The 16,602-nt window shown below is 55.5% G+C and carries 17 protein-coding genes; all 17 read left to right on the top strand.

Translation table 11 applies throughout. The features are described from left to right. Positions 1-165: 165 nt before the first annotated feature. The 17 genes from HHJ19_RS14360 (at position 166) to HHJ19_RS14440 (ending at position 16,384) form a co-directional block, all read left to right on the top strand. Positions 166-525 (top strand): NADH-quinone oxidoreductase subunit A, encoded by a 360-nt coding sequence (locus tag HHJ19_RS14360; protein ID WP_296908520.1) that lies wholly within the window; start codon positions 166-168, stop codon positions 523-525. A 38-nt stretch (positions 526-563) separates the two neighbouring features. After that, positions 564-1,043, top strand: coding sequence for an NADH-quinone oxidoreductase subunit NuoB (locus tag HHJ19_RS14365; protein WP_131418809.1), 480 nt, complete (start codon positions 564-566; stop codon positions 1,041-1,043). Further along, the gene (locus HHJ19_RS14370; protein WP_296908523.1) at positions 1,043-1,654 is read left to right on the top strand and encodes an NADH-quinone oxidoreductase subunit C; all 612 of its coding nucleotides are present in this window, start codon (positions 1,043-1,045) and stop codon (positions 1,652-1,654) included. The genes HHJ19_RS14365 and HHJ19_RS14370 overlap by 1 nt, the downstream gene beginning before the upstream one ends. Before the next feature lie 23 nt (positions 1,655-1,677). Then, entirely contained in the window at positions 1,678-2,931 is a 1,254-nt protein-coding gene (locus HHJ19_RS14375) for an NADH-quinone oxidoreductase subunit D (protein WP_296908525.1), read from the top strand. A 17-nt stretch (positions 2,932-2,948) separates the two neighbouring features. Further along, positions 2,949-3,434 carry an NADH-quinone oxidoreductase subunit NuoE gene (gene nuoE / locus HHJ19_RS14380; protein ID WP_296908527.1) on the top strand — a complete coding sequence of 162 codons (486 nt, stop codon included), beginning with the start codon at positions 2,949-2,951 and terminating at the stop codon, positions 3,432-3,434. 5 nt (positions 3,435-3,439) lie between these two features. Further along, positions 3,440-4,861, top strand: coding sequence for an NADH-quinone oxidoreductase subunit NuoF (gene nuoF / locus HHJ19_RS14385; RefSeq protein ID WP_296908529.1), 1,422 nt, complete (start codon positions 3,440-3,442; stop codon positions 4,859-4,861). An 18-nt stretch (positions 4,862-4,879) separates the two neighbouring features. Next, positions 4,880-7,024 (top strand): NADH-quinone oxidoreductase subunit NuoG, encoded by a 2,145-nt coding sequence (gene nuoG / locus HHJ19_RS14390; RefSeq protein WP_296908531.1) that lies wholly within the window; start codon positions 4,880-4,882, stop codon positions 7,022-7,024. Beyond that, a complete protein-coding gene (gene nuoH, locus HHJ19_RS14395) occupies positions 7,021-8,100 on the top strand; it encodes an NADH-quinone oxidoreductase subunit NuoH (protein WP_296908533.1) in 1,080 nt (359 codons plus the stop codon). The genes nuoG and nuoH overlap by 4 nt, the downstream gene beginning before the upstream one ends. A gap of 133 nt (positions 8,101-8,233) precedes the next feature. Next, positions 8,234-8,731, top strand: a complete 498-nt coding sequence (gene nuoI / locus HHJ19_RS14400; RefSeq protein WP_296908535.1) for an NADH-quinone oxidoreductase subunit NuoI — start codon at positions 8,234-8,236, stop codon at positions 8,729-8,731. Between the two features lie 44 nt (positions 8,732-8,775). Further along, positions 8,776-9,426 carry an NADH-quinone oxidoreductase subunit J gene (locus HHJ19_RS14405; RefSeq protein WP_296908537.1) on the top strand — a complete coding sequence of 217 codons (651 nt, stop codon included), beginning with the start codon at positions 8,776-8,778 and terminating at the stop codon, positions 9,424-9,426. Then, complete coding sequence (nuoK, locus tag HHJ19_RS14410; protein WP_296908539.1) at positions 9,423-9,731, top strand: NADH-quinone oxidoreductase subunit NuoK; 309 nt, start codon at positions 9,423-9,425, stop codon at positions 9,729-9,731. Before HHJ19_RS14405 ends, nuoK begins: the two co-directional genes overlap by 4 nt. 106 nt (positions 9,732-9,837) lie before the next feature. Continuing rightward, the gene (gene nuoL / locus HHJ19_RS14415; protein WP_296908541.1) at positions 9,838-11,862 is read left to right on the top strand and encodes an NADH-quinone oxidoreductase subunit L; all 2,025 of its coding nucleotides are present in this window, start codon (positions 9,838-9,840) and stop codon (positions 11,860-11,862) included. 48 nt (positions 11,863-11,910) lie between these two features. After that, entirely contained in the window at positions 11,911-13,386 is a 1,476-nt protein-coding gene (locus tag HHJ19_RS14420; protein ID WP_296908543.1) for an NADH-quinone oxidoreductase subunit M, read from the top strand. A 13-nt stretch (positions 13,387-13,399) separates the two neighbouring features. Next, positions 13,400-14,902 (top strand): NADH-quinone oxidoreductase subunit NuoN, encoded by a 1,503-nt coding sequence (gene nuoN / locus HHJ19_RS14425; RefSeq protein ID WP_296908545.1) that lies wholly within the window; start codon positions 13,400-13,402, stop codon positions 14,900-14,902. Positions 14,903-14,911: 9 nt separating this feature from the next. Beyond that, on the top strand, positions 14,912-15,214 hold the full coding sequence (locus HHJ19_RS14430) for a DUF2818 family protein (protein ID WP_296908547.1): 303 nt from the start codon (positions 14,912-14,914) through the stop codon (positions 15,212-15,214). Next, entirely contained in the window at positions 15,211-15,834 is a 624-nt protein-coding gene (locus HHJ19_RS14435) for an NUDIX hydrolase (RefSeq protein WP_296908549.1), read from the top strand. Before HHJ19_RS14430 ends, HHJ19_RS14435 begins: the two co-directional genes overlap by 4 nt. Positions 15,835-15,856: 22 nt before the next feature. Next, complete coding sequence (locus tag HHJ19_RS14440) at positions 15,857-16,384, top strand: DUF1178 family protein (RefSeq protein ID WP_296908551.1); 528 nt, start codon at positions 15,857-15,859, stop codon at positions 16,382-16,384. Positions 16,385-16,602: the final 218 nt, after the last annotated feature.

Here is a 16,602-nt window from a genome sequence, read left to right on the forward strand (position 1 = left end):
TAGTGGCGAAAGCTGTGCGAGTTCGAGTCTCGCCGTCCGCACCAGATGACAGGCATCGGCAGAAGCGCTCTGGCGATGCTTCCGGCTCAAGCGGCACATTCCTGCTCGCGGAGCATGACCTGTCGGGTTAATTGCACGAGCGGCTTTTCAGAAGTTGAATCCACGATGAACCTCGATCAATACCTTCCTGTCCTGTTGTTTGTTCTGGTGGGCGTAGGTGTCGGTGTTTTGCCGCAGGTGCTCGGTCGTTTGCTGGGCCCGGTGCGGCCTGACAGCGAAAAGAACTCCCCCTATGAATGCGGTTTCGAGGCATTTGAAGATGCCCGCATGAAGTTTGATGTGCGCTACTACCTAGTGGCCATCCTCTTCATTCTTTTTGACCTGGAAATTGCATTTCTTTTTCCGTGGGCGGTTGCGCTCAAGGAAATTGGCCCGGTGGGTTTCTGGTCGGTCATGGTTTTTCTGGGCATCCTGGTCGTAGGTTTTGTCTACGAGTGGAAAAAAGGTGCGCTGGACTGGGAATAGAAAGCCTCCCGTAGGAGTTTTTCCATAAAGGTACGGATATGTCATTAGAAGGCGTTTTCAAGGAAGGCTTTATGACCACGAGTTATGACTCGGTGGTTAATTGGGCCAAGACGGGTTCGCTCTGGCCCATGACCTTCGGTCTGGCCTGCTGCGCCGTAGAAATGATGCACGCCGGCGCTGCGCGTTACGATATTGACCGCTTCGGCATGCTTTTTCGCCCCAGTCCGCGTCAGTCCGACCTGATGATTGTGGCGGGTACGTTGTGCAACAAGATGGGGCCGGCGCTGCGCAAGGTTTACGACCAGATGGCCGAGCCGCGCTGGGTAATCTCGATGGGGTCGTGCGCTAATGGCGGCGGATACTACCATTACAGTTATTCCGTTGTTCGTGGTTGCGACCGCATCGTACCGGTCGACGTGTATGTTCCCGGGTGTCCACCCACTGCCGAGGCGCTGCTGTACGGCATTATCCAGTTGCAACAAAAAATCCGCCGGACCAACACGATTGCGAGGGCCTGATGGTCTACGCTGCTCCAGTTTCCGTGGGCAAACTTGCCGAGATCATTGCCGCAATGCTGGATGGCAAGGCCAAAAGCGTGAAGATTGCGCTTGGTGAAGTGACAGTGACTGTGGCAGCGAGCGATTATCTTGCGGCCGCAATCCTGTTGCGTGATACGGAGGGCTGCAAGTTTGAACAGTTACTTGACCTTTGCGGTGTCGATTACTCGGAATACAAAGACGGTTTGTACGATGGGCTGCGCTACTGCGTTGTGTCGCATTTGCTGTCTGTGAGTTTGAACCAGCGAGTGCGGCTCAAGGTGTACTGCCCCGACGACGACTTCCCGGTCATCGATTCGGTCAACGCCGTTTGGAACTCTGCAAACTGGTTTGAGCGGGAGGCGTTTGACCTGTTTGGCATCGTTTTTGAAGGTCATAACGACCTGCGCCGTATTTTGACCGACTACGGTTTCATCGGTCACCCTTTTCGGAAAGATTTCCCGACCAGTGGTTATGTGGAAATGCGTTACGACGGTGAACAGAAACGCGTGATTTACCAGCCCGTCACCATCGAGCCCCGTGAGATCACTCCGCGCGTGATTCGCGAGGATAACTATGGCGGTCTTCAATAAGCAGTCCCCGCAAGAGATACGATATGGCTGAAATCAAAAACTACACGCTTAATTTTGGACCGCAGCATCCGGCTGCGCACGGCGTTTTGCGTCTGGTGCTGGAGCTCGATGGCGAAGTGATCCAGCGTGCCGACCCGCACATCGGCTTGTTGCACCGCGCTACCGAAAAACTGGCGGAAAGCAAGACCTACATGCAGTCGCTGCCCTACATGGACAGACTCGACTACGTTTCAATGATGGCCAATGAGCACGCTTACTGCCTGGCCATCGAGAAGCTGCTGGGCGTCGAGGTTCCGATTCGTGCGCAGTACATCCGGGTGATGTTCTCCGAGATCACCCGTTTGCTGAATCACCTGATGTGGCTGGGCGCTCACGGTCTGGACTGCGGCGCGATGAACATGCTGATTTACTGCTTTCGCGAACGCGAAGTGCTGTTCGACATGTACGAGGCTGTTTCTGGCGCCCGCATGCACGCTGCTTATTTCCGCCCGGGCGGCGTGTACCGCGATCTGCCGGAAAGCATGTCTCAGTACAAGGTCAGCAAGATTAGAAACGCCAAGGCGATTGATGCGCTGAACGAAAACCGGCAGGGTTCGCTGCTTGATTTTATTGATGACTTTGTAGCCAAGTTTCCCAAGCTGGTGGATGAATATGAAACCCTGCTGACTGACAACCGGATCTGGAAACAGCGTACCGTCGGCGTGGGGGTGGTGTCACCGGAGCGTGCACTCAACCTCGGTTTTACCGGACCGATGTTGAGAGGCTCTGGTTACGCGTGGGATTTACGCAAGCAGCAGCCTTATGAGGTCTATGAGCACATGGACTTTGATATTCCGGTCGGCAAAACCGGTGATTGTTATGACCGTTATCTGGTCCGTGTCGCTGAGATGCGTCAGTCCAACCGCATCATCAAACAATGCGTCGACTGGTTGCGCGCCAACCCCGGGCCGGTGATCACGACGAACCACAAAGTCGCGCCACCTGATCGCGAGTCCATGAAATCCAACATGGAAGAGTTGATTCACCACTTCAAGCTTTTTACTGAAGGTTTTCACGTACCCGAAGGCGAGGCCTATGCCGCTGTGGAGCACCCCAAAGGTGAGTTTGGTATTTACATCGTCAGCGATGGCGCGAACAAACCTTATCGCCTGAAGATTCGACCGCCTGGTTTTTCGCATCTGGCTGCGATGGATGAAATGGCGCGTGGCCACATGATTGCTGACGCTGTCGCGGTGATTGGCACCATGGACATTGTGTTCGGTGAAATTGACCGTTAAACAGAATCACTTCCCCCATGTTTTCAGAACAAACCAAAGCGCTTTTTGACCGTGAAACGGCGAAATATCCTGCAGACCAGAGGCAGTCGGCCGTCATGGCCTGCCTCACAGTCGTGCAGCAGGAACAGGGATTTGTCAGTGCCGAGAGTGAAAAGCAGGTGGCTGCCTATCTCGGCATGCCGCCGATTGCCGTGCATGAGGTCACCAGCTTTTACAACATGTACAACCAGCAGCCGGTGGGCAAGTACAAGCTCAATGTTTGTACCAACCTGCCGTGCCAGTTGCGCGATGGCGCCAAGGCGCTGCAGCATCTGGAACATAAACTGGGCATTGTCATGGGCGAGACCACGCCGGATGGCCTTTTCACGCTGCAGCAGTCTGAGTGTTTAGGTGCTTGCGCGGACTCCCCTGTGCTGCTAGTCAATGACATCAATATGTGCAGTTTCATGAGCAACCAAAAGCTGGACCAGCTCATCGATGGCCTGAAATCGGCCGAGGCTTAAGTTATATGACGCTTACATCCCACTCAAAGAATCAAGCAGCGGCGCAGGTCGTTTTGTCGCAATTTGCGGCGACTGGTGTCCAGACTTCTTTTCACGGTCGGCACATTAGCCCGCAAATTCTTGCGGACCTTGATGGCAGCAACTGGCATCTCACTGACTACCAGGCGCGCGGTGGTTACCAGGCGCTGCGCAGGATTCTCGCTCAGGATGGCGGCGAAGGCTTGAGTCCGGACCAGGTGATTGCCGAGGTCAAGGCGAGTGGCCTGCGTGGCCGTGGCGGTGCGGGTTTCCCCACTGGATTGAAGTGGAGCTTCATGCCGCGCCAGTTTCCGGGTCAGAAATACCTGGTTTGCAATTCTGATGAAGGTGAGCCGGGCACTTGTAAAGACCGCGACATCATGCAGTACAACCCGCATAGCGTGATCGAGGGTATGGCGATTGCAGCTTACGCGATGGGTATCAGCGTCGGCTACAACTACATTCATGGCGAAATTTTTGCGACTTACCAGCGTTTTGATGCGGCGCTGGACGAGGCGCGCGCCGCTGGCCTGTTGGGCGACCACATTCTGGGCAGCATCTTCAGTTTTCAGCTCCACGCCGCACATGGTTTTGGTGCCTATATTTGTGGTGAGGAAACCGGCTTGCTGGAGTCTCTGGAGGGTAAAAAGGGGCAGCCACGATTCAAACCGCCATTTCCAGCCAGTTTTGGTTTGTACGGCAAACCCACCACGATCAACAACACTGAAACTTTCGCGGCCGTGCCGTGGATCATCCGAAATGGCGGTGCCGCTTACCTTGAATGCGGCAAGCCGAACAATGGCGGAACCAAGATTTATTCAGTATCTGGCGACGTGGAGTGGCCGGGTAACTACGAAATTCCAATGGGCACGCCGTTTGCCAAACTGCTGGAGCTGGCAGGCGGTGTGCGCAAGGGCCGCACGCTCAAGGCCGTTATTCCTGGCGGTTCCTCGTCGCCGGTGCTTCCTGCTTCCATCATGATGGAATGCACAATGGACTATGACTCGATTGCCAAGGCCGGCTCCATGCTCGGATCGGGCGCTGTGATTGTGATGGATGACAGCCGCTGCATGGTCGAATCTCTCAAGCGTTTGTCTTATTTCTACATGCACGAGTCGTGCGGGCAATGCACGCCGTGCCGCGAGGGAACTGGCTGGCTGTGGCGCGTGGTGGACCGTATCCATAACGGGCAGGGCAGGCAGAGCGACCTGGATCTGCTCAACTCGGTTGCCGACAACATCCAGGGTCGCACGATCTGCGCACTGGGCGACGCTGCGGCAATGCCGGTGCGAGCCATGATCAAGCATTACCGCCATGAGTTTGAAGCCATGATTCAAAAAAATATACCCCAAGCTGCAACAGCTCAGGGCGCAGTTCGGGTTACGGGTTCCGCTGCAACGCAGGCTTGAACGGCCGAAAGAAAACATATGGTTGAAATAGAACTCGACGGCCAGAAAGTGGAAGTGCTTGAAGGCAGCACGGTGATGCACGCCGCTGAAAAGGCCGGCACCTACATTCCGCATTTTTGCTATCACAAGAAGCTGAGCATTGCTGCCAATTGCCGCATGTGTCTGGTCGATGTGGAGAAAGCGCCAAAGCCGATGCCGGCCTGCGCCACCCCGGTGACGCAGGGCATGATCGTTCGGACCAAAAACGACAAGGCGATCAAGGCCCAAAAGGGCGTGATGGAATTTTTGCTAATCAACCACCCGCTTGATTGCCCCATCTGCGATCAGGGCGGCGAATGCCAGTTGCAGGATCTGGCGGTCGGCTACGGTGCAGGCGAGTCGCGCTATCAGGAAGAAAAACGAGTGGTATTTCACAAGGATGTGGGCCCGCTGATCTCCATGCAGGAGATGAGTCGCTGCATCCACTGCACCCGTTGTGTGCGCTTTGGCCAAGAAGTCGCCGGCGTGATGGAGTTGGGCATGTCGCACCGCGGCGAGTACGCCGAGATTGAAACGTTTGTAGGCATGTCAGTGGACTCCGAGCTCTCTGGCAACATGATAGACATCTGTCCGGTGGGTGCCTTGACCAGCAAACCCTTCCGCTACAGTGCGCGCACCTGGGAATTGTCCCGTCGCAAATCGGTCAGCCCGCATGATTCGACCGGCGCCAACCTGATTGTTCAGGTTAAGAACAACAAGGTCATGCGCGTTGTTCCCTTGGAAAATGAAGAAATCAACGAATGCTGGATTGCCGACCGTGACCGCTTTTCCTATGAAGCGCTAAATACAGATGATCGATTGCTGAGCCCCATGCTCAAGCAGGGCGGCGAGTGGAAAACTGTAGATTGGCAGACAGCGCTGGAATACGTGGCGAATGGCTTGAAACAGATCAAGGCCGAATACGGTGCCGACAGTATTGGCACTCTTGCCAGTCCGCACAGCACTCTTGAGGAGTTGCACTTGGCCGCTTCGCTGATGCGTGGTCTAGGCAGTGAAAACATCGATTACCGCTTGCGCAATGCCGAGTTTTCAACTTCAACAGCGGTGCGCTGGTTAGGCACCTCCATTGCTTCGCTGTCGCAGTTGCAATCCGCGCTGGTGGTTGGGTCCAATCTGCGCAAGGACCATCCGCTGTTTGCGCAACGTATTCGCCAGTCCGTCCGCAACGGATGCGCGCTGAGTACTATCAATTCCACGTTTCAACTTGCTTCATCGGATGCATGGGCAATGCCGATCGCCAATACGCTGCTGGCGGCGCCTGAAAGCTGGGCGCAAGCGCTGGCGGATGTGGCTGTCGCGATTTCGGCAGAAAAGTGCGTGCCGGCACCTGTTGCTGGTCAGGCCAGCGAAGCCGCCAGGGCGATTGCCGCCTCATTGCTCCGCGGCGAGCGTAAAGCTATCTTGCTTGGCAATGCCGCAGCGCATCATGCCAACGCCGCCAGCCTTCTGGCTTTGGCCAACTGGATCGGCGCGCAAACGGGCGCTTCTGTGGGCTACCTGACCGAGGCGGCCAATACCGTCGGCGCACAGCTGGCAAACGCGGTGCCGGCCGGCACAGGCCTCAATGCGGGCCAGATGCTCGATGGAACTTTGAAAGCAGTGATCCTGTTGAACAATGAGCCCGAGTTTGACTCGGCGCCAGGTGGCAGGGCCATAACATCTCTGAATGCCTGCCAGATGGTGGTCACGCTGAGCCCTTTCAAAGCCAATATGAGCTTTAGCGATGTGTTGCTGCCAATTGCACCGTTCACTGAAACCCCGGGTACTTTCGTGAATGCCGAGGGGCGGATGCAAGGCTTTCACGCTGTGGTCAAACCGCTGGCAGAGACACGCCCGGCTTGGAAGGTGTTGCGGGTACTGGCCAATTTGCTGGATTTGCCCGGTTTTGATTTTGAATCGTCGTCTGACGTTCTCGAGCAGATTCCCGGTGTGGTGGCGGGGCAGGTCGCTGCGGACCGGCTGAGCAATGCCAGCCAAGGTGATATTGTGGTGGCCGCTGATTCCGGTCCGGCACCGGCTGTCGCGAGTATTTACCAGCTTGACGGGCTTGTAAGGCGGGCGACTTCGCTGCAATTGACAGCGGATGCGCGGAAGGCTGCGGCTTTTGAAGAGGTCAGCGCATGATCGATTCAATCCACAGCTTTGGTCAGGGTTTATTGGGAGGCATCTGGCCGGCGACGGTTTGGCCAGTGTTATGGGTTCTCATTAAGATCGTTGTGGTGCTGGTGCCCTTGATGGGTTGCGTTGCTTACCTTACGCTGTGGGAGCGCAAGGCCATCGGTTTCACCCAGGTTCGCCTGGGTCCTAACCGCATCGGTCCGTTTGGCCTGTTGCAGCCGATTGCCGATGCGCTCAAGCTGCTGACCAAAGAGATCATCATTCCCACGGCCGCGAGCAAGGGCTTGTTTGTCCTCGGGCCGATCATGACCATCATGCCGGCACTTGCGGCTTGGGCAGTGATCCCCTTTGGTCCCGATGTGGCGCTGGCCAACGTTAACGCCGGCCTGCTGTTCCTGATGGCAATCACTTCGCTTGAAGTGTATGGCGTCATCATTGCCGGCTGGGCGTCGAATTCCAAGTATGCTTTTCTGGGTGCAATGCGGGCGTCGGCTCAGATGGTGAGTTATGAAATCGCCATGGGCTTTTGCTTGGTGGTGGTGCTGATGGTCACCGGCAGCCTCAACATGACCGACATTGTGATGAGCCAAGCGACTGGTATGGGCGCCGGCAAAGGACTGAATTTCCTGTCATGGAACTGGCTGCCGTTGTTGCCCATTTTTGTGGTGTATTTTATTTCTAGCCTGGCTGAAACCAATCGCCACCCGTTTGACGTGGTGGAGGGCGAATCCGAGATCGTCGCCGGTCACATGGTGGAATATTCGGGCATGTCGTTTGCCATGTTCTTTTTGGCTGAATATGCCAACATGATTCTGGTGTCAATACTGTGTGTGCTTCTGTTTCTGGGTGGTTGGCTGTCCCCGATTGACAGCGGATTGTTCAACTGGATTCCGGGCTGGATCTGGCTGGGCCTGAAAACCTTTGTCGTCGTCACCATCTTCCTGTGGGTTCGCTCGACCTTTCCGCGTTTCCGTTATGACCAAATCATGCGGTTGGGCTGGAAAATCTTCATACCGGTGACCCTGGTCTGGCTGGTAGTCGTCGGGGCCTGGATGCAGACCTCCTACAACATCTGGAAATGAATATGGCCTCCCACGTCTGTTCACTTCGTGTCATTCTTTTCCCGCTGCGGGGGCGCGTGTTTCGTTGCGGCGGTCCGCCGAAAAAACGAGGCACCCGCGCTCGCTTGCTTCGTGTCGATCTCAGGAAATCATCATGTCCGCAGTAGCCTCCGTCAAGGATTTTGTTTCCAGCTTCATGTTGACCGAACTGCTCAAGGGTATGGCCCTGACCGGCAAGTACATGTTCAGCCGCAAGATCACGATCCAGTTTCCCGAAGAAAAAACGCCTCAAAGCCCGCGTTTTCGCGGCCTGCATGCACTGCGACGCTATGAAAATGGTGAAGAGCGCTGTATTGCGTGCAAGCTGTGCGAGGCGGTATGTCCGGCAATGGCCATCACCATTGAGTCCGACGTGCGTGACGATGGCAGCCGCCGGACGTCGCGCTACGACATTGATCTGACCAAATGCATTTTTTGCGGGTTTTGTGAAGAAAGCTGTCCGGTCGATTCAATCGTCGAGACGCAGATTTTTGAATATCACGGTGAAAAACGCGGCGACTTGTATTTCACGAAAGAGATGCTGCTGGCGGTGGGCGACCGATATGAATCCGAAATTGCTGCCAACCGGGTCGCAGATGCCAAGTTCCGTTGAACTCCACGCCCAAGTAGCTCGCTCAAGAAAGAATCCACGACAACATGGACGCTAAAACAGGACTTTTTTATGTCTTCGCTGCGGTGCTGCTATTTGCTGCTTTCCGTGTGATCACGGCTCGCAATCCGGTACATGCGGCGCTCTTTCTTGTGCTCGCATTCTTCCAGGCAGCCGCAGTCTGGATTTTGCTCAAAGCTGAGTTTTTGGCTATCACCCTGGTGCTCGTTTACGTCGGCGCCGTGATGGTCCTTTTTCTGTTTGTGGTCATGATGCTCGACATCAATCTTGACAGCGTGCGCAAAGGCTTCTGGAAACATTTTCCGTTGGCAGGTACGGTGGGCGCCATCATTGCGCTTGAAATGTCTTACGTGTTGATGGGAGGCTTTCGTGAGCCTCCCAAACTTGCTGGAGCGGCAGGGCAAATTGATGCCCAGGTTTCCAATACCAAAGAGCTGGGCAAGCTGTTGTATTCGCAGTACATCTATCCGTTGGAAATTGCTGCCGTTATTTTGCTGGTGGCGATTATTGCCGCCATTGCCCTGACCCTGCGCAAGCGCAAGGATTCCAAGGGAATTAATCCAGCCGAACAGGTCAGAGTCAAGGCCGCGGACCGCGTCAGGCTGGTCAAAATGAAGTCTGTGGTCGCTGCGCCAATGGCATCCACCGCAGTTTCCGCTGAGGAAAAACCATCATGATGTTGACGCTGGGCCATTTCCTGTCACTGGGGGCGATGCTTTTTGCGTTGTCCATCATCGGCATTTTCCTGAACCGCAAGAATCTCATCGTGCTGCTCATGGCGATTGAGCTCATGCTGCTGGCGGTCAACATGAATTTTGTTGCGTTCTCCTACTATCTGAACGATATGGCAGGCCAGGTTTTTGTATTTTTCATCCTGACCGTCGCTGCCGCTGAGTCCGCTATCGGGCTTGCCATTCTGGTGCTGCTGTTCCGCAACAAGGCCAGCATCAACGTCGACGAACTCAACACGCTCCAGGGTTAAAGAAAATGAGCCCCCACGCTTTTCACTTCGAGCCTTCTGCGCGCTTCCCCTTGAATTATGTTCGGGGCGCGCTGTCAATTTGGGCGGCCCTACAGGCGGTTAAACAATGAGTCAAACTCTTTCCGCATCGACGTTGCTGGCCGTCCCGCTGGCACCTCTGGCGGGCGCGCTGCTGGCAGGTATTCTGGGTACGACGTTTGGTGGCAACCGGATAGGACGGCGTGTGTCGCACACACTTACCATTTTGGGTGTACTGGCGGCTTTCATCATCTCGGTGATGACGCTTAACAGCGTTGCTATGGACGGCGCGCGTTTCAATGAAACGCTCTATACCTGGATGACGCTGGGTGACCTGAAAATGGAAATCGGCTTTCTCGTCGATGGCCTGACAGCGATGATGATGTGCGTGGTGACTTTCGTCTCGCTGATGGTGCACATTTACACGATTGGCTACATGAAGGATGATGAGGGCTACAACCGCTTCTTTTCCTACATTTCGCTGTTCACTTTCTCCATGCTGATGCTGGTGATGAGCAACAACATGCTGCAGTTGTTCTTTGGCTGGGAGGCGGTGGGCCTGGTGTCGTATTTGCTGATCGGCTTCTGGTTCAACAAACCAAGTGCGATTTTCGCCAATATGAAAGCCTTTTTGGTGAATCGCGTTGGCGATTTCGGCTTCATTCTGGGTATCGCGCTGATCGCTGCCTACGCTGGAACCTTGAACTATGGCGAGGCGTTTGCCAAGGCCGATACGCTTTCCAGGCTGACCTTTCCGGGAACCAGCTGGATGTTGATTACAGTGGTTTGCATTTGCCTGTTTATTGGCGCTATGGGGAAGTCGGCCCAATTTCCGCTGCATGTATGGTTGCCCGACTCCATGGAAGGCCCAACTCCCATTTCGGCGCTGATTCACGCTGCGACTATGGTAACGGCTGGAATTTTCATGGTCGCACGCATGTCGCCGCTGTTTGAATTAAGCGATACCGCGCTGAGTTTCATCATGGTGATTGGCGCCATCACGGCGCTCTTCATGGGTTTTCTGGGCATTATCCAGAACGACATCAAGCGCGTCATTGCCTATTCCACGCTGTCCCAACTCGGTTACATGACGGTAGCGCTGGGCGCTTCTGCTTACTCAGTGGCCGTCTTTCACCTGATGACGCATGCATTTTTCAAAGCTTTGCTGTTTTTGGCGGCGGGGTCGGTGATTATCGGCATGCATCACAATCAGGATATACGCTGGATGGGCGGTGTACGCAAATACATGCCGATTACCTGGATCACCTTCCTGCTGGGTTCGCTGGCGCTTATTGGCACCCCCTTGTTCGCCGGGTTCTACTCCAAGGACAGCGTTATTGAAGTCGTTGGAGAGAGTCACCTCTGGGGTAGCAGTTTTGCGTATTTTGCCGTGCTGGCTGGCGTTTTCGTAACCGCCTTCTATTCGTTCCGTGTCTACTTCCTGGTGTTCCACGGCAAGGAACGGTACGACCAGAATCCCGATGCGCATCAAGACTCGCACGACGATCATGACCATCACGGCGAGCACCAAGAACCGCACGAATCGCCATGGGTGGTAACGGTGCCGCTGGTCTTGCTGGCAATCCCGTCAGTCGTGATTGGTTTCATGACCATCCAGCCGATGTTGTTCGGCGACTTCTTCAAGGATGCGATTTTTATCAATCTTGAGCGGCATCCTGCAATGGAAGAGTTGGCCCAGTTGTTCCATGGCCCGATCCAGATGGCATTGCATGGCCTGACGGCGGCGCCGTTCTGGCTGGCGCTGTCCGGTGTTGGACTCGCTTACTACATGTACATGGTCAACCCGGCCCTGCCCACCGCTATCCAACGGAAGGTGCATCCCCTTTACGCGCTGCTCGAAAACAAATATTACCTCGACTGGTTCAATGAGAATGTACTGGCCCGTGGCGCGCGTGGCCTGGGTACGGTCCTCTGGAAAGTTGGTGACCAGAAGCTGATTGACGGCGCGCTGGTCAATGGTTCGTGGAAGCTGGTGGGCTGGGTCTCCGGCGTGGTTCGGCGCCTGCAGTCAGGCTACATCTACCACTATGCATTCGGCATGATTATTGGCGTCTTTGTGTTGATGACGTATTTCGTGTGGTTAAACCGGTAAGACGGTTGATAGAACAATCGAGAAGTAGAAGAAGAAGGAAGAGTAAAAATGGGATTGTTGAGCCTCGCCATCTGGATGCCGATTGTTGTCGGGCTCCTTTTACTGGCATTGGGTCGGGAAGGTCAGGCGCGTAGCGTACGCTGGATCGCGCTGATAGGAAGCATCGCCAGTTTTCTGGTAACCCTGCCTTTGTACGCGAGTTTTCAGCTCGGCACCTCGGCCATGCAGTTTGTCGAGAAAAGCAGCTGGATTGAGCGCTTCAACATGAACTACCACCTGGGCGTGGATGGTATTTCGTTATGGTTTGTGCTGCTGACGGCTTTCATCAATGTGGTCGTCATCATTGCCAGCTGGGAATCCATCACCACGCGCGTCAACCAGTACATGGCGTCTTTTATGATCTTGAGTGGCCTCATGATTGGCGTGTTTGCCGCGCTGGATGGCATGCTGTTTTATGTCTTCTTCGAGGCCACTCTCATTCCGATGTACCTGATCATCGGTATCTGGGGTGGACCGAACAAGATTTATGCGGCTTTCAAGTTTTTCCTTTACACGTTGCTCGGATCGCTATTGCTGCTGGTCGCGCTGATTTTTCTGTACAACAAGTCGGGTGGCAGCTTTGACATCCTTGCGTGGCACAAGCTGCCACTGGGTAGCACGGCGCAGACGTTGCTGTTCTTTGCATTTTTAGCGGCCTTCGCTGTCAAGGTGCCGATGTGGCCGGTCCATACTTGGTTGCCTGACGTGCACGTGGAAGCCCCGACGGGCGGCTCCGCAGTGTTGGCGGCGATCATGCTCAAACTGGGTGCCTACGGCTTCTTGCGCTTTTCCATGCCGATCGCCCCTGACGCATCGCATGAATGGGCCTGGCTCATGATTGCGTTGTCGCTGATCGCGGTGATCTATGTGGGCCTAGTGGCGCTGGTTCAGCGTGATATGAAAAAGCTGGTGGCCTATTCTTCCGTGGCGCATATGGGATTTGTGACGCTAGGTTTTTTCCTGTTTAGCGACTTGGGCGTGTCTGGCGGCATCGTGCAGATGATTGCGCATGGTTTTGTCTCGGCCGCGATGTTCTTGTGCATCGGCGTGCTTTATGACCGTGTTCATTCACGCGAAATTGCCAGCTATGGCGGCGTAGTCAACACCATGCCCAAATTTGCAGCCTTTGCACTATTGTTTGCCATGGCCAATTGCGGCCTGCCTGCCACCGCTGGTTTTGTGGGCGAGTGGATGGTGATTCTGGCGGCTGTCAAATTTAACTTCTGGGTTGGCGCTGCCGCGGCAACGGCCCTAATTTCCGGCGCCGCCTACACGCTGTGGATGTACAAGCGCGTTTACCTCGGACCCGTCCTCAACGAAAACGTGAAGACCATGGCGGACATTAACAGCCGTGAGTTTTTGATGCTTGCCTTGCTGGGCATCGCCGTACTCTATATGGGCATCTATCCAAAGCCGTTTACCGATGTGATGAACACGTCGGTGGCTGACCTGCTCAAGCACGTCGCGCTTTCGAAACTGAACTAAGCAAAGAATTCAGATGATTGACAAACTCAGTTGGATCGCGGTTTACCCCGAAATCATACTTTTGGTGATGGCTTGCGTGATCGCGCTGGTGGATCTGGCCGTCAAAACGCCACGCCGCAGCGGGACCTATGTGCTGACCATGCTAAGCCTTGGCGTCGTGGCGGCGATGGAAGCTTTCTACGCCCTGGGTGGCCAGACCTTTTACGGCTTCGGCAACATGGTTGTCGTCGACCCGATGGGCAGCTGGTTAAAGTGCTTTTCCAGTGTCGCCCTGATGGTCACGGTAGTCTATGGCCGGCCTTACGCCGCCGACCGCGACATGCTGCGCGGCGGCGAGTTCTTCACGCTCAGCCTGTTTGCCTTGCTGGGCATGTTTGTGATGATTTCTGGCCACAACTTTCTGGTGCTCTACATGGGGCTGGAGTTGATGACGCTGTGCAGCTACGCGCTGGTGGCCTTGCGCCGTGACGACGCGAAGGCTACTGAAGCGGCGATGAAGTATTTTGTGCTCGGCGCATTGGCTTCTGGCTTTTTGCTGTACGGCCTGTCGATGCTCTACGGGGCCACCGGCTCGTTGAACATCAACGAAGTGTTCAATGCGATAGCCAGCCGGCAGGTCAAACACCAGGTTTTAGTGTTCGGTCTGGTGTTCATTGTGGCTGGCCTTGCGTTCAAATTGGGCGCGGTGCCTTTTCACATGTGGCTACCCGACGTCTACCAGGGTGCGCCCACGGCGGTGACGCTGATTATTGGTGGCGCCCCGCAACTCGCTGCATTTGCCATGTGCATACGGCTGCTCGTGGAGGGTATGCTGCCGCTGGCAATTGACTGGCAGCAGATGCTCGCGTTGATGGCCATCGGCTCGCTGCTGATTGGTAATCTGGCAGCCATCGCCCAGTCGAGTCTCAAGCGCATGTTGGCATTTTCAACAATTTCCCAGATGGGATTTTTGTTGCTCGGCTTGCTGGCTGGTGTGGTCAATGGCAACCAGCTCAATGCCGAATCGGCGTATGGCGCAGCCATGTTTTATGCCCTGACCTACGTGCTTACCACGCTGGCGGCGTTCGGTATCGTTTTGCTGCTCGCCCGGGCGGGTCACGAATCCGAAGAAATTGTCGACTTGGCCGGCTTGAACCAGCGCAGCCCGTTGTACGCCGGGGTGATGGCCATCAGCATGTTCTCGCTGGCTGGCTTGCCGCCGTTGGTGGGCTTTTACGCCAAACTCGGCGTGCTGCAGGCGCTGATTTCGTCCGGAAAAACCAGCTACCTGGTGCTGGCCGTGTTTGCGGTCATGATGTCGCTGATTGGCGCGTTCTACTACCTGCGTGTGGTCAAGGTGATGTATTTTGATGCACCGCTGAGCCATAATGCGCAGTCCATTTCGGCGCCGGCCGACGTACGGATCGTGTTGGCGATCAATGGTGCACTCATCCTGATTCTGGGTATCGCACCTGGCGGCTTGATAACACTGTGTGCGCAATCGATCAACAGCATTGTCAATTCGCTGGGGGTTTGAGTTTTTTCCATGAGTCAAACCGCCTCCGTCTGGCTGGTTGTGCTGCTGGCCTTTCTGCTCGCCAACCTGCCATTCATCAGCAACCGTGTATTCGCGGTGTATGCGCTCAAGCGCCCCAAAAATCTCGCGGTGCGACTGGCGGAAATGTTTGTCTGGTACTTGCTGGTGGGGGGGCTGGGGCTCTCTTTTGAGCAGCGCAACGGGCAAATCGCACCCCAGAGCTGGGAGTTTTACGCCATCACCGGAACGCTTTTTCTTACCTTCGCCTTTCCCGGTTTCACCTTTCGCTATCTCTTCAAGCGTCGATCATGACGCGGGCGTCGGGTGATGGTGGGAAAGTCGGCATCGATGATGCGCATCTGGTGGAGACTATGAGCGATTCTGAGGAAATTCTCAGAGGCCATTTTCTTCAGGTGCGTCGCGATACGGTCCGGTTGCCCGATAACAGCCACGCCACGCGTGAATATGTGATTCACCCTGGCGCGGCGATGGTTGTGGCGCAGCTTGACGATGGCCGACTGGTACTGGAGCGGCAATACCGTTATCCGGTTCAGTCGGTCATGATTGAATTTCCGGCCGGCAAACTTGATGCTGGCGAAGCATCGCTGGCTTGCGCGCAGCGCGAACTGCTTGAGGAAACCGGTTATAGCGCGCGCGAATGGGCCAGAGCAGGGGTGTTGCACCCGGTCATTTCCTATTCCACCGAATTTATCGATATCTGGTTTGCGCGTGGATTGACCTTGGGCGAACGCAAGCTCGACGCAGGTGAGTTTCTTGACGTGTTTACGGCCACACCGGCCGAGCTTCTGGCCTGGTGCAGAAGTGGCCGGGTAACCGACGCCAAGACCTTGACCGGCATGCTGTGGCTGCAAAACGTGCTGGCCGGTATCTGGCCGCTGGATTGGCAAACCACATCACCAGCATGGTCCTGAAGTCCCCCGCCATAATCCGGCCATGAAAGTACTCAACCTCCAGTGTGCACGCCAGCATTCCTTTGAAGGCTGGTTTGGGTCGGAAGAAGATTTTCGAAATCAGCTAACGCGCGGCTTGATTGAATGCCCTTTGTGTGCCGACAAGGAAATTCAAAAATTGCCCAGCGCACCGCGGCTCAACTTCGGCGGGCATCAGACATCGGGCAGTGCTTCAATGGATCACGGGCAGGCCGTGCCATCTGCATCGACCGCCATGACGCCGCTGGAAAACCCCGATTGGGCTCGCCGGGAACATGCGATGGGTCTGCCGGACGGCATGCCTCGTTCCGAGCAGGCGGCTTTTCTCAAAGCGGTGCGCCATGTGTTTGCGCATACTGAAGATGTCGGCCAGCGATTCGCCGATGAGGCGCGCCGCATGCACTACGGCGAAGCGGAAGTCCGCAATATCCGAGGTCAGGCCAGCGCTCGGGAGGCGGTGGACCTGCTCGAAGAGGGGATTGAAGTCATGCCTTTGCCAATGCTGCCGGCTTTGAAGGAAACCCTGCAGTAACGCAATCTCACGCCGGTCACTGCGTGTGTTTGCGCCGTCCGGCGGAGTTGACCCGGACCGGATCAACTCCCTGGTTTTTCAGGTCAATGTATCAAGTCAGGGGTAGAGACCGCGCAACTCCCGCGTGTGCAGGATGCGTTGGCAGGCCACAATAAACGTCGCGGTGCGCAGGCTGACCTTCTTTTCCTGCGCCACTTGCCAGACGCCGGAAAAGGCGG

Origin of the sequence: Polaromonas sp. (assembly GCF_012927415.1) — a bacterium.
Classification (GTDB): Bacteria; Pseudomonadota; Gammaproteobacteria; order Burkholderiales; family Burkholderiaceae_C; genus Polaromonas.